9 protein-coding genes are annotated in these 13,638 nt (G+C 56.7%); 4 read left to right on the top strand and 5 right to left on the bottom strand.

The window, feature by feature from the left end; translation table 11 throughout:
* The first annotated feature begins 89 nt into the window (after positions 1-89).
* Positions 90-1,976 (top strand): methyl-accepting chemotaxis protein, encoded by a 1,887-nt coding sequence (locus FO268_RS10865; RefSeq protein WP_150992814.1) that lies wholly within the window; start codon positions 90-92, stop codon positions 1,974-1,976.
* Here FO268_RS10865 and FO268_RS10870 read toward each other — a convergent pair.
* A complete protein-coding gene (locus tag FO268_RS10870; protein WP_150992816.1) occupies positions 1,959-2,918 on the bottom strand; it encodes a hypothetical protein in 960 nt (319 codons plus the stop codon). The two genes, FO268_RS10865 and FO268_RS10870, sit on opposite strands and share 18 nt — an antisense overlap.
* A gap of 203 nt (positions 2,919-3,121) precedes the next feature.
* Here FO268_RS10870 and FO268_RS10875 point away from each other — a divergent pair, with 203 nt between their 5' ends.
* Positions 3,122-3,673, top strand: a complete 552-nt coding sequence (locus FO268_RS10875) for a PaaI family thioesterase (protein WP_150992818.1) — start codon at positions 3,122-3,124, stop codon at positions 3,671-3,673.
* 9 nt (positions 3,674-3,682) lie between these two features.
* On the opposite strand, the gene recQ is transcribed toward FO268_RS10875, so the two are convergent.
* Complete coding sequence (gene recQ / locus FO268_RS10880; RefSeq protein WP_150992820.1) at positions 3,683-5,542, bottom strand: DNA helicase RecQ; 1,860 nt, start codon at positions 5,540-5,542, stop codon at positions 3,683-3,685.
* Between the two features lie 152 nt (positions 5,543-5,694).
* On the opposite strand from recQ, the gene FO268_RS10885 reads away from it, so the two are divergent.
* Both FO268_RS10885 and FO268_RS10890 read left to right on the top strand, forming a co-directional pair.
* Entirely contained in the window at positions 5,695-6,900 is a 1,206-nt protein-coding gene (locus tag FO268_RS10885; protein ID WP_150992822.1) for a 1-acyl-sn-glycerol-3-phosphate acyltransferase, read from the top strand.
* A gap of 15 nt (positions 6,901-6,915) precedes the next feature.
* Positions 6,916-7,575: an alpha/beta hydrolase gene (locus tag FO268_RS10890; RefSeq protein WP_150992824.1), complete on the top strand. Its 660-nt coding sequence runs from the start codon at positions 6,916-6,918 to the stop codon at positions 7,573-7,575.
* A 19-nt stretch (positions 7,576-7,594) separates the two neighbouring features.
* Here FO268_RS10890 and glgP read toward each other — a convergent pair whose 3' ends face one another.
* Genes glgP through glgB form a run of 3 tightly spaced genes read right to left on the bottom strand, consistent with a single transcriptional unit; the run spans position 7,595 to position 13,526 of the window.
* The gene (gene glgP / locus FO268_RS10895) at positions 7,595-10,147 is read right to left on the bottom strand and encodes an alpha-glucan family phosphorylase (protein ID WP_191966944.1); all 2,553 of its coding nucleotides are present in this window, start codon (positions 10,145-10,147) and stop codon (positions 7,595-7,597) included.
* 44 nt (positions 10,148-10,191) lie between these two features.
* Positions 10,192-11,643, bottom strand: a complete 1,452-nt coding sequence (gene glgA / locus FO268_RS10900; protein ID WP_150992828.1) for a glycogen synthase GlgA — start codon at positions 11,641-11,643, stop codon at positions 10,192-10,194.
* Positions 11,640-13,526: a 1,4-alpha-glucan branching protein GlgB gene (gene glgB / locus FO268_RS10905; RefSeq protein WP_150992830.1), complete on the bottom strand. Its 1,887-nt coding sequence runs from the start codon at positions 13,524-13,526 to the stop codon at positions 11,640-11,642. Before glgB ends, glgA begins: the two co-directional genes overlap by 4 nt.
* Between the last annotated feature and the right edge of the window lie 112 nt (positions 13,527-13,638).

Genomic DNA, 13,638 nt, shown 5'->3' on the forward strand with positions numbered 1-13,638 from the left:
AAGCCGAAAACAAACCTATACAGAACACAGATCGCAGACGTGCCAGACTTGCGCCCCGTGTGTTAAATGAATCAGAAAGGATCCGGAAAATGAATCTGAGTTTCGGCCAGAAGTTGCTCATCGCCTTTGGTATTCTGCTTGTGCTGGTTATGGGGGCATTTACCATAAGCGGCAACCTGAGGCTGCAGAGCACCACAGATACCTATGTGGATGCGCTGATTGACGACGCAGTAGCACAAAGTACGTCCAGCATCGCGGATTGGCTCAATACACGGCTGACGATGACAGAGGCGACCGCGAAAGCCCTTGAGTCCGTCACGACTGATGAAGAGGCCCGGGTGATTCTGGCAGCAGCCACAACCGGAGGCGGTTTTATTGATGTGTATGTCGGGCGTGACGATGGCTACATGCTGATGAAAGATGCCGCCTCGGAAGCCGACCTTCCGGCTGATTTTGATCCGCGCACCCGTCCCTGGTTCAAGCAGGCAAAACAGACCGGGACCGCTTCGTTTACCGAACCCTACCCGGATGTCAGTACCGGTGGCATCATTATTTCCACCTTGGCCCCGGTAAAGCGCGGAGACTTTGAGGGCGTCATCGGCGGCGACATTGCCCTTAAAACCATAGAGCAGGCACTTTCCGCCATTACACTTGCTGATACCGGGTATGCCGCACTGATAAGTGATGACGGCACCGTGCTTTTCCACCCGGACCAGGCGCTGGTAGGGAAGAAAATCAGCAAGCTGCTTGGTGAAGCTCCGCAGCTTGGCGGCGAGACCCACCGCTACGAGTCAGATGACCTCAGCTGGACGGCCAGTTTCCACCCTATTTCTGGTGCCCGTGGTGTTGACTGGTATCTCGGCACCTTTATCAACGACGACAAGATCAATGCCCCGGTACAGGCGGCACGGGTGACAGGGCTGGTCATTGCCGTTATCGGCTTGCTGGTGTCGCTGGTTGTGCTGCACTTCGGTATACGTGTACTGATGACCCCGGTCAGGAATCTGAATCGTGCCATGTCATCGATCGCCAGTGGCGAAGCCGATCTGACCAAGCGCCTGGATGACAGTGCCAACGATGAATTCGGAACACTGGCACGGGAATTCAACAGTTTTGTCGGCAATATCCAGAATGTTGTCAGGGATGTTCAGCAGGGCGCAGCAGAGCTGGGGGATAACGTAGCGTCGCTGCGGGAGACCGCCAGCACCAGCCGTAACAGTGTTGAAAAGCAGCAGGCAGAAGTTGATATGGTGGCCACTGCGATCAACGAAATGTCTGCGGCGGCCGGCGAGATTGCCCAAAGCGCCCAGCAGACTGCGGATGCTGCCAATACTGCCGACTCAGACAGCCGCAATTCGCTGGAAACCGTCGCCGCGTCCAGGGATGCTGTGCAGAAATTGTCCAAGGAGATTAATGCGGCCGCTGAAGTGATCGATAAACTTGGCAAAGACGTCACCGACATTACCTCGGTACTCGAGGTGATTCAGGGGATTGCCGAACAAACGAATCTTCTGGCTCTGAATGCCGCAATCGAGGCAGCAAGGGCAGGGGATGCAGGCCGTGGATTTGCCGTAGTAGCAGACGAGGTACGCAACCTGGCGCGCCGCACCCAGGACAGCACCGAAGAAATCAACAACATGATTGAACGCCTGCAGAGTGGTGCCAGCAACGCGGTTGACGTGATGAAAGCATCCACTGCTGTTTCCAACGTCAGCATGGAAAAAGCCCAGGACGCCATGGAGGCACTCAACCGGATTGCAGAGGCGATCACATCAATCAGTCAGATGACCTCGCAGATTGCTACGGCCTCTGAGGAACAGACCTCGGTCACCGAAGAGCTGAACTCCTCCATCACCCGCATTGCGGATGAGGGCCAGGAGGCTGCGAAGGCAGCCAGTGAGAACGACGTGTACAGCGGGCAGATCGAGTCGATCGGAACAACGCTGCGTCAGAACGTTTCAAGGTTCAAAGTCTGATCCGGTCTCGTCCGAAGGCGACAGGATATTGATCCGCCGCCGCAGATCGCTGAGCGTGTGGCGGCCGATGGCCCAGGACTCCTCGGTCAGGTAGGGGTTGTTGAGGACTAGGACCTTTCGTTTTTCCAGGGCCAGTTCTTTCATCGCTCTGCCGTAAAAATGATTCAGGTACCTGCCAAAACTGCCGTCATGGATTGCCCGTTCCATACCCAGTTGCAAACGTTGGGCGGTCTCATGGTCACGCCGGCTGACAAAAAAGTAGGAGGGCATGGGGTATGCAATCAGGAGATCAGGCTCAATGACAAGGTCGATGTTGTTCTGCAGCTCCAGGTCAAAAAGAACTTCGCTGACGCCCCGGGCGAAACACTCGAAGCGGTGGTTTTCCAGCATCCGGAAAAGAATTTCGTAGCGCGAATGGGTAACCACCGTTACCCCATTGGCCTCGAGAATGGCGGTGTCCGGCCAGTGGGCACCCTGGCCAATGCGTATCCCGGTGGCTTGCAAGTCCGAAATACTGTTGATGCCTTCGAACATCGGCAGCGATTCCTGCATTACCACACAGACCCTGAACCCCAGTAACCCTCCATCAATCGGCAGGGGGATGGCGCGAAGGTTGTCCTCCCGGTCATTCGACGTTGCCACATTGGCAATATCAACGAGTGTGGACCCCTGCTGCTCCAGCTCACGGACAACCCGCCCCTGTGGCATTTCGGGGCTGCGGGTAATGTTAAAAGAGCCGTATTCAGGGGTTTTCTGGAACGCAAGTGCGACCAGGGCGCGAATCGGCGGGCTGTCGTAGTTCCGGTACCACAGGCGGTACTCATTCTCAGGGGAGACGTTTGACGGGCCGGCGGCAAGGCGTTCTGAAGACAATACGGCACCAGCGCCCGAGCACAGTACTATCAGGCACACCAGCATCCAGCCCCTACACTCCGATTTCATGGAGCTCTATCTCCTGCATCCACGTACTCTCTCCCGGCCGCCGTAATCGGCGACATCAGAGCAGTTTAGGTGAATTTTGCGGGCACAACAGGAATTGGTAACTGAAATCGAGAAAAAAAGTTGCGATGGTTCCGGCGGCCCTGTAAATATCTACGCCTGTCAGTCCGGCCTGCCGGAAATAATGCGTTCAGGAGAGCAAAGTCATGACGTTAATCGATAACCTGATTGGTGCAACCGGGCAATGGGTGTCTTCCTCAGATCCCGAAGCGAGAATCACCCGGCCACTGGCCTGGCTGAGAAAGACCAGTGGTTATGCAGCTGTTAACCGGATTATCGGGTTGTCAATTCCGTTTGCACCGCGAAACGGTTTCAGCGTGGAAGAGGTAAGACCGGGTTTCGTGAAAGCGAAGATTCGCCTCAAGGGTAACAAGAATCACTTTGGCAGCCTTTATGCGGGCGCGTATTTCCTCGTGGCTGAAATTCCCGGTGGTGTGCTTACCCTGTTTGACCTGGGCCCGGCTTATACTCCGATTCTGAAAGAGATGACCCTGCAATTCCTGCAGCCAGCCAATTCGGATGTGTTTGTGGAATTTTCGCTGGATAAAGCGACCGTTAAAGCCATCAAGGCGGAAGCAGACCAGACCGGCCGGGCAGCGTTTGCCCTGGAAGGCACTCTGTATGACCAGGACGGCAATCACGTAGCCACGTCTATTGCCCAGTACCGGGTTCGCAAGAAAGGGTTCAAGACACCGTAAGGCAGTGAATCAAAGGCCGTCCAGCTCCCTCAGGGCGGCCAGGAAAGTTTCTCCGTATTTCTCCAGCTTTGCCGCACCCACGCCGTTGATCTCGGCCATTTCCGCCAGGCTGTTCGGGCGTTTTTCCAGAATCTCGAACAGAGTGGCATCGTGGAATATCACATAGGGCGGTACGCCTTTTTCTTCTGCCAGCGCCTTGCGACAGGCCCGCAATGCTTCCCATCCTGCCTTGTCGGTAATCTGATCGGCAATCTTGCGACGCCCCGAAGTGCCGGAGGAACTGCGCCCTCCGGGTGACTTGATGACCGGGTCCTTGCGCAATTGAATAGGCACTTCGCCCTTGAGCAACGGCCGGCATTCCTCCGTGAGCTGGAGCGCCCCGTAGCCTTCCGGATCTGCCCTCAGGTAGCCGTTGGCCACCAATTGCCGGAACACGGACTTCCAGTCATTGGCCGACAATTCGGTGCCGATGCCGTAGGTGGACACAGCCTGGTGCCCGAACTGGAGAATGCGTTCGTTCTCAGAGCCTCGCAGAACGTCTATCAGATAGGTAACGCCAAACCGCTGACCGGTCCGGAAAACGCAGGACAGGGCTTTCTGGACAGCAAGCTTGCCATCCCATGTTTCCGGCGGGTTGAGGCAGGTATCACAGTTGCCGCAGGGTTGCTCAAGGGTATCGCCAAAATACCGCAAAAGTACCTGGCGGCGGCAACTGGTCACTTCGCACAGCCCCAGCATGGCATCCAGCTTCTGGCGTTCGACGCGCTTGAAATGGTCGTTGCCCATCGACCCCTCAAGCATTTGGCGCAGCTTGATCACATCCTGCAGACCGTAGACCATCCAGGCGGTTGACGGCTTGCCGTCCCGGCCTGCGCGACCGGTTTCCTGATAGTAAGCCTCCAGGCTTTTCGGAAGGTCCAGATGGGCAACAAATCGCACGTCTGGTTTGTCGATTCCCATACCGAAGGCAATGGTGGCCACGATGATAACCCCGTCTTCGCGCAGAAAGCGTTCCTGGTGTCGGGCCCGGTCTCCGGAGTTGAGGCCGGCGTGGTAGGGCAGAGCCGTATAGCCTTTGTCACTGAGCATCTTCGCCGTGGCGTCTACCTTGTTCCGGGACAGGCAGTAAACGATGCCACAATCGCCGTCATGTTCTGCTTTAATAAAATCCAGTAATTGCTTGTTAGCGTTAGTTTTTGGGGCAATACGATACTGAATGTTCGGGCGATCAAACCCACTGATAAAGTGACGGGCTTCAGTCAGCGACAGTCGTTCGGCGATTTCCTTGCGGGTGCGCTCATCGGCGGTGGCCGTCAGTGCAATACGGGGTATGCCGGGAAATTCGTGCGCAAGCCGGCTCAGTTCAAGATAGTCAGAGCGGAAATCGTGTCCCCACTGCGATACACAGTGAGCCTCGTCGATGGCAAACAGGGAAATCGACGCGTGGTGCAGCAAGTCTAGTGTGCGGGGCTGGATCAGCCTTTCCGGTGCGCAGTACAGCAGGTCGAGTTCTCCGGTCATCAGAGCGTTCTCGGTGTCCCTGGCCTGCTCGAAGTCCATGGTAGAGTTCAGGAATGCCGCCCGGACCCCCAGCTCTTTGAGGGCAGCCACCTGATCCTGCATCAGGGCGATGAGAGGGGAAATCACGATGGCCGTTCCCGTTCGCACCAGAGCCGGCACCTGGTAACAAAGTGACTTACCGCCGCCGGTGGGCATCAATACCAGGGCATCGCCGCCATTGACCACCTCACGGATAATGTCCCCCTGTAGAGGCCTGAAGGTCTCGTATCCGAATATGCGATGCAGGACTTCTTCCGGGTCCTGGTCCGAAACACTGGGGCGCTCTGTGCTTAGCTGTGCAAAATCCATGACTTGGCCGGTGGTATTGGTGAACTGTAAAAACCTGATGTTCTGGCTGGCGTGCAATGATACCAGAATCACGTCACGGAATCGGCGAAGACAAACAAACCTTTAAACGGCTACAATGCGGCTTTTTTCTGCACTCAACAAACAGGACTTCCATGCAGGAATTTGACGCCATCCGTCCGTATTCGGACGAGGAAACCGGAACAGCCATCCACAATCTGGTCCGGGACCCGGAATTTCTGGATATGATTGGCCGCTTCAAGTCGCCGACGCTGTCGAAGTGGGCACCTGGCATGCTCAGGGTTTGGGTGAAGCGCTGGCTCATCAGTCACTTTGCCGGAATTACCCGCATTGACGACCTCCAGGCCCGGTTGTCCGGGTATGTCGGGGAACTGGTGGACCACACAACGACCCGTGTTACCCATAGCGGACTGGAGAATCTCAACAAACACAGCGCTCATCTGTTTATATCCAACCACCGGGACATCGTATTCGACCCGATGGTGGTGAATTACCTGTTATTCGCCAACGGTTTCAAGACCACCCGTATCGCCATAGGCGATAACCTGTTGGCTAACCGTGTTTTCGCGGAAATGATGAGGCTCAATAAAAGCTTTGTCGTACGCCGAAACATGACCAGCCCGCGGGAAATGCGGGACGCCTACATCATGCTTTCCTCATTTATTAATCACAGCATTGATAACAACGAAAGCATCTGGATTGCACAACGGGAAGGCCGCGCCAAGGACGGTCTGGATTTTACGGACCCTGCAATTATCAAGATGTTCTACATGAGCAGGAAAAAGAGTGGGCTGGCGTTCGGGGAGGCCATGAACCGGCTGCATATTGTTCCCGTTTCCATTGCCTATGAGTACGACCCGTGTGACGTGGACAAGGCCCGTGAGCTGGAAACCCGTGCGCGCACCGGTGAATATATCAAGAAGGAGGGGGAGGATACCGAGCAGATCATGAGAGGTCTGACCGGCTTCAAGGGCCACGTACACGTGCATTTCGGGGTGCCGATTGCCGATGCGGAAGATAACCCGAAAGATCTTGCAGCTCGAATAGATCGCGAGATGCACGCCAACTACCACTTGCACACATCGAACCTGGTGGCTTATCAGCAAAGGGGTATTCACCCGGATTCCCATGCCACGCGGGACACGGTAAGCGACGCAGTGGTTACAGCAGAGGCCTGGTCCGCGGCAGAGATCGAGGCGGCCGAAGCGGAAATGGAACGAAGACTGGATGCGTGTGACCCGGCGATTCGACCCTACCTGCTGGATATGTACGCCAATCCTGTGGTGACCGCGCTTGAGGCCCACAATGGCAAACCGCATTCACCCACAGAACATTCCTGATACCCGAGGTACTTTGTGCAAGAACTCGAATATATTGAACTGGAAACCAGAGCAAATCCGACCGCAGCGGTTATCTGGCTTCATGGCCTCGGTGCCAGTGGCCACGATTTCGAGCCGGTAGTGCCAGAACTGGGGCTGCCTGAAGATGCGGCGGTGCGTTTCATCTTTCCCCATGCGCCCAACATGCCGGTGACCATTAATGGCGGCATGATCATGCCGGCCTGGTACGACATCAAGGCAATGGACATTGACCGGGTAGTGGATACCGACCAGCTGGTGGCTTCAGCCGATGCCGTCGCCAGGCTGGTGGACCGCGAAATCGAACGCGGCGTAAAAAGCGAGAACATTGTGATAGCGGGATTCTCACAGGGTGGCGCCGTTGCTTACGAACTTGGGCTGAGCTATCCCAAACGTCTGGGTGGTATCCTGGCGCTGTCTACCTACTTTGCTACGGCAAAAACCGTTGAGGTATCCGACGCCAACCGCGGTATCCCCATCCGTATCTACCACGGTACCCACGATCCGATGGTGCCGGAATCTCTCGGTCGACTGAGTGTGGAGAAGCTGAAAGAACTGGGCTTCGAGCCCTCGTACCAGACTTTCCCTATGGAACACAGCGTGTGCCTCGAAGAAGTACAGGACATCGGCAGCTTCATCCGCAAGCACATTCTGTAAAGCCTTGCTATGGCCGGACTCAGACCCAGAGCATGGCGCCCATCTCCAGGGGATGCGTCAGTGCATCATGGTAAGGGTACATTCTGAGCCTGAGGGTCTGAAGCCCGGGGTATGACGGCTGAACCTGCGTGGAAAACACGGTTTTGCCGTCGGCCTCGCTTTCCTTCTCAAGAAAGAAACTCGGAGGGCCGGGGTTCTTGTGGGTTCCTGTACATTCCGGGCTTACCAGACACTCTACGCGTACGTCGTCAGCACTCAGGCCGTTGAGCAATGCCTCCACTCGCAGCTCCACCGCACCGTCGTGAGGACAGCGGCTACCCACACACCCCACAACGTTTATTTCTACCCCCGGCCAGGCTTCCCTGATCCTCGCTTTCCAGTCGGCAAGCGCGGTGGCCATCTCGCCGCCATCCGCCGTTAACCGGGCGCCCTGGCTGGAGGCAGTCTGGTAGTAATTGGTAACGTAATCCATCACCATGCGCTGGCTGTTGAACTGCGGCGTAATCGTTTTCATGGACGCCTTGGAGCGTTTTACCCAGCCTTTGGAGTAGCCCTGGGAGGCGCGCTCGTAGTAAAGCGGAACCACTTCGAACTCCAGCAGATCCAGGAGGTCGCGGGCCTCTTCCTGATTACGGAATTCGGCATCCATCTCGGTATCCCTGGGCGGTATGGCCCAGCCATTCCTGCCATTGTAACCCTCACCCCACCAGCCATCGAGCACGCTAAGGTTCAGGGCGCCATTCAGGGCGGCTTTTTCTCCGGAAGTACCACTGGCTTCTTTGGGGTACTCCGGCGTGTTCAGCCAGACATCCACGCCGCTGAGCAGCCGCCGGGCCATGGCCTGGTCGTAATCCTCCAGAAGTATGAGATGCCCCATCAGAGAAGGATGCATGGAAAGTTCATGGATGACTTTGATCAGCTGCTGGCCAGGTTTGTCCTGCGGGTGTGCCTTGCCGGCGAAAACCAGCACCACAGGTCGATCCGCATTGGTGATGATCTGTTCCAGCCGGTCAAGGTCGGAAAAGATCAGGGTAGCGCGCTTGTAGGTGGCGAACCGCCGTGCGAAACCAATCACCAGAGTATCCTTGTCCGTGGAGATCAGTTCGCGGGTCATGCGCTCCGTCACGGAATGCCCGGTACCGTTTCGCTTGTGCTGGCGTTTGAGTTGGCGAACGACGTATTCGCCCATCTGCTGTTTGAGTGCTTTGTGAACGCTCCAGTAATGATAGTCGGGAATCTGGTCAATGAACTCCCAGAAAACCGGGTTTCTGAGCTCGCTCTTCCAGGTAGGGGCCTGGATATCAAACAGGCTCGACCATTCCGGCGCCAGAAAGGTAGGCACATGGACCCCGTTGGTGATGTAACCAAGAGGATTCTCGTCCGCCGGCACCTGGGGCCAGATATCCCCCTCCATGCGAGAGGCCACACCTCCGTGAATCCTGCTGACGCCGTTGTGGAAGCGGGAACCACGCAGGCCAAGGCTTGTCATGTTGAAGGTGTCGCCATTGTCTTTGGAACCCAGTGCGAACACTTTCTCGAAATCCAGGCCCGATTCCTCCAGATAGCGCCCCAGGGCTTCCTGGACCAGGCCCCTGGAAAAGATATCGTGGCCAGCCGCCACCGGTGTGTGGGTTGTAAACAGGGTTGCACCGGCAACCGCCTCAAGGGCGGCTTCGAAGCTCAAACCCGCGGCCATGGCCTGCCGGCAACGTTCTATAATCTGGAATGCGGCATGGCCTTCGTTGATGTGCCAGGCTGTCGGGTAGAGCCTCAAAGCTTCCAGCACCCGGGTTCCTCCAATGCCGAGGAGCATTTCCTGGCTTATGCGTGTGGACTCGTCTCCGCCATACAACTGCAGCGTCAATTCCCGGTCTTCAGGGCTGTTTTCCTCAGTATTACTGTCAAGCAGGTACAAACGGATATGGCCCACACGGGCCTCCCATACCCGGGCGACAACATCCCGGTCGGGGAAGGGCACAGACACCTTCAGCACTTCACCGTCTTTCTCCACGGGCGTGATAGGGAGCTCGTCACTTGAATGGGAGCGATATCGCGCGATTTGCTGCCCTTGTGCGTCGATGCTCTGAATGAAGTAACCCTGCTGATACAGCAATCCGATGGCTACGAAGGGCAGGGCCAGGTCACTTGCGGCCTTACAATGATCCCCTGCCAGAATGCCAAGGCCGCCGGAATAGATGGGAAAACTTTCGTGAAAGCCGAACTCGGCACAGAAATAGGCCACCAGGGCGGTTTCCGGGTCCAGCTTTTCAGTTACTTCCGGCCCTGGCCCCGCTTCCAGATAGGCATCGTAGGTGCTCAACACCCGTCGGTATTCGGCCAGAAAAGCCCGCTCCTCTGCCGCTTCATCAAGCCTGTCCTGGGCAACGCGCCTGAGAAAAAGCTTCGGGTTATGTTCAACCTTTTGCCATAGCCGCAGGTCGATGCGGGCGAAGAGACTCCGAACCCCGTGGTCCCAGCTGTAGAAAAGATCGTTTGCAAGCTCCTCAAGACGCTCAAGGGCCTCCGGAATCAGTGGATGGGCCTCAAGTCGGAATTCCGTTGCTTTATGCATATTGATTGCCTCCTGGCGGGCGCATGCTCGCACTGGTCCAGCCGTTAGATGTCACGCTCTTTGAGAATGCTCTGATAGAGGTTGCCGTAACTTCGAGCCCGTTGCTTCCACGAATAGTCCTCTGCCATGCCGTTTTCCTGAAGCCGGCGCCACGATTTCCGAACCCGGAAATACGCCAGTGCCCGATCTATCGTTGCCAGCAGTGTCTGCTCATCCCCCCTGATAAACCGGAAACCGTTAGCCTTCCCAATGCCGGCCTCATCAGGGTCGTTCACGGTATCGGACAGCCCACCAACCGCGTGTACAACCGGAATGGTGCCATAGCGGAGGCTGTACATCTGGTTCAACCCGCAAGGCTCGAACCGCGAAGGCATCAGGAAAATATCGCATCCGGCAGTGATACGATGGGACAGCCCCTCATCGTAACCCAGTGTCAGGGACATCCGGCCGGGCCATTGCCGCGCCAGCTTTTTCAGTGGCTCTTCATACCGCGCCTCACCAGAACCGAGCAGTACAAACTGGCAACCGCGATCCAGTAACCCGGGCATCACGGCTATCAGCCAATCCACCCCCTTCTGTTCCACCAGGCGGCCGATAAATCCCAGCAGCGGACCACCGTTGACCTCGAGGCCGAGTTCCTGCTGCAACTGAGCCTGACACTGGGTTTTGTTTTTAAGGTGATCGCGGCCGTAGTGGAAAGCCAGCTCAGGGTCTTGCTCCGGGTTCCAGACACGGGCATCAATCCCATTGAGAATGCCAGTCAAACGGTTTGCCCGGTGCCGGAGGACGCCATCAAGACCATGACCAAATTCCGGTGTCTGAATTTCTCTCGCATATTCGGGGCTGACAGTGGTAATGCGATCACTGAAAACAAGTCCGCCTTTAATAAAAGACAACTGGCCGTAAAACTCCAACTGCTCCAACCGCCAGAGTGAATCCGGCAACCCCAGGGCCCGAAAGGTTTCATGGGAGAAAAGGCCCTGGTAAGCAAGGTTGTGAATGGTGAAGACCGTGCCAGGCCGATGGGGGTAGTGCTCGAGAAAGACCGGGAGGAGCCCGGTCTGCCAGTCGTTGCAGTGCACCAGATCCGGGCGCCAGTTCAGCCCGGCTTCGCCTACAGCCATCATGGCACCGACTCTGCCGAACAGCTCAAACCGATGGGCGTTATCCCACCAGTCCTGGCCCTTATCATTCTGATAGGGATTGCCGGGGCGCTCGAACAGGGGCGGGCAGTCTACCAGCCAGAGCGTGACCGCCGTTCCCGGAAGCCGGGTCTGCCACAGGCTGACCTCATATTGTCCTATCCGGAAGCGGGTTTTCCTGCGGGAACCTGCCTCTCTCGCAGCCTTGACCGCCGCAGGATAGCCAGGCAGGAGAATATGGACATCATAGTCCAGCCTGCACAGAGCCTCTGGCAGGCTGGCAGACACATCCGCGAGACCGCCGGTTTTCACCAGTGGGTAGACTTCACTGGTGGCAAACAGAACACGAATCATAACGCTGGCCTCAGAATAATCGCCCCCAGCGGTGGCAGGGTGAGTTCCAGCGACCAGTTCCGGTTCATCCAGGGCTTTTCGTCGGCCGGCATCGGGTAGGGGTTGCCCAGGTTGCTACCCCCGTAATACTCGGAATCTGAATTGAAAATCTCCCGCCAGGTGCCCCCCTGAGGCAGCCCGATCCGGTAATGGTGCCGTGGCATCGGCGTGAAATTGACGACCATTACCGACGTTTCGCCTTGTGCCGTGCGCAGAAAGCTGACCACAGACTGGGGTGAGTCATGGCAGTCAATCCATTCAAATCCCTCAGGCCGGAAGCTGGCACCGTGTAATGATACCTCCTGCCGGTATAGGCTATTCAGGTCCTGCACCAGACGCTTGATGCCCTGATGCTCCGGGTAGGCCAGTAACGACCAGTCAAGCTCCCTGGCTTCGCTCCATTCCCTGCGTTGGCCAAATTCACCGCCCATGAACACCAGCTTGGCCCCGGGGTATCCGTACATATAGGTAAACAGCACGCGTAAAGAGGCGCGCTGCTGCCACTCGTCCCCGGTCATTTTATTGATCAGGCTGCCCTTGCCATGCACAACCTCATCGTGTGACAGAGGGAGCAGGAAGTTTTCTGTGAAGGCGTAAAGCAGGCCAAAGGTCAGCTTGTCATGATGATACTGGCGGTACACGGGGTCCTGTTGAAGGTAATCCAGAGTGTCGTGCATCCAGCCCATGTTCCATTTCAGATTAAAACCAAGGCCCCCAATCTCCGCTGGACGGGTAACCCGCGGCCAGGAGGTGGACTCTTCGGCGCATACCAGGGCGCCCGGAAACCGGCTCTGGCAGGCGCGGTTCAGCTCTCTCAGAAAATCGATGGCTTCAAGATTCTCATGACCTCCATGAACATTGGGCAACCATTCACCTTCCTTGCGGGAATAGTTGAGATAAAGCATGGAAGCCACGGCATCCACTCGCAAGCCGTCTATGTGGAAAGCGTCGAGCCAGAACAGAGCGCTGCCGATCAGAAAGTTCCGGACCTCGTGGCGCCCGTAGTTGTAGATCAGCGTGCCCCAGTCCTGGTGGCGGCCCTGGCGTGGGTCTTCATGTTCGTACAATGCGCTGCCATCAAACATGGCGAGGGCGTGTTCATCGGTGGGGAAGTGGCCGGGAACCCAGTCCAGAATCACGCCAATGTTGTTCCGGTGACACTGGTCAACCAGATAGCGCATGTCATCCGGTGTGCCGAAGCGACTCGTGGGCGCGTAGTAGCCTGTGGTCTGGTAGCCCCAGGATTCATCCAGCGGATGTTCAGTAACCGGCAGCAATTCGATATGGGTGAAGCCCAGTTCCAGCACATAGGGAATCAGCTGGTCGGCAAGCTCACGATAAGTCAGCCATCGGCCGGAGCCGTGATGACGCCAGGACGCAACGTGAACCTCGTATATTGAGAGGGGGGAATCCTGCCAGTTCCATTGGCTACGCCTGGTAAGCCAGTCACCATCGCTCCAGGAAAAATGGCCGCGTTCGGTTACTACAGCTGCAGTAGCAGGCCTCATTTCGAAAGCCTGTCCGTAGGGGTCGGTTTTCAAAACCTGGTTGCCTGTCTCGGTGGTGATCGAGAACTTGTAGAGCGTTCCAGTACCGATGCCCGGGATAAAACAGGACCAGACGCCCGTGCTGTCGTGCAGGCTCATCGGGTGGGCTTCTGAATCCCAATGATTGAAATCGCCGACCACGCTCACCGATCGGGCGTGGGGCGCCCAAACGGCAAAGCGGACACCTTCGGTATTCCGGGTTCTGCATACATGAGCGCCCAGAACGTTATAGATGTGCCAATGCCGCCCTTCGGAAAAAAGATGGAGGTCGAATTCGCTGAGCGTTGGGCTGTCCATAGACCTTGCTTTCCCTGACCAGGTTGGCTTTCATTGGACGTTACCGGGCCTGTTTGAAAAATGACCCAGAACAAGTTTACGTCATAATTCCGTGATAGTGTTCTAATATAGT

The sequence above is a fragment of the Marinobacter denitrificans genome, from assembly GCF_008795955.1.
Lineage (GTDB): Bacteria > Pseudomonadota > Gammaproteobacteria > Pseudomonadales > Oleiphilaceae > Marinobacter > Marinobacter denitrificans.

What these genes read in the sequence shown, in the direction of transcription:
- FO268_RS10870 (WP_150992816.1), bottom strand. Translation starts at nt 2,918, where the DNA reads ATGAAATCGGAGTGTAGGGGCTGGATGCTGGTGTGCCTGATAGTACTG.
- glgA (WP_150992828.1), bottom strand. Translation starts at nt 11,643, where the DNA reads ATGATTCGTGTTCTGTTTGCCACCAGTGAAGTCTACCCACTGGTGAAA.
- FO268_RS10885 (WP_150992822.1), top strand. Translation starts at nt 5,695, where the DNA reads ATGCAGGAATTTGACGCCATCCGTCCGTATTCGGACGAGGAAACCGGA.
- recQ (WP_150992820.1), bottom strand. Translation starts at nt 5,542, where the DNA reads ATGGATTTTGCACAGCTAAGCACAGAGCGCCCCAGTGTTTCGGACCAG.
- FO268_RS10875 (WP_150992818.1), top strand. Translation starts at nt 3,122, where the DNA reads ATGACGTTAATCGATAACCTGATTGGTGCAACCGGGCAATGGGTGTCT.
- glgB (WP_150992830.1), bottom strand. Translation starts at nt 13,526, where the DNA reads ATGGACAGCCCAACGCTCAGCGAATTCGACCTCCATCTTTTTTCCGAA.
- glgP (WP_191966944.1), bottom strand. Translation starts at nt 10,147, where the DNA reads ATGCATAAAGCAACGGAATTCCGACTTGAGGCCCATCCACTGATTCCG.
- FO268_RS10865 (WP_150992814.1), top strand. Translation starts at nt 90, where the DNA reads ATGAATCTGAGTTTCGGCCAGAAGTTGCTCATCGCCTTTGGTATTCTG.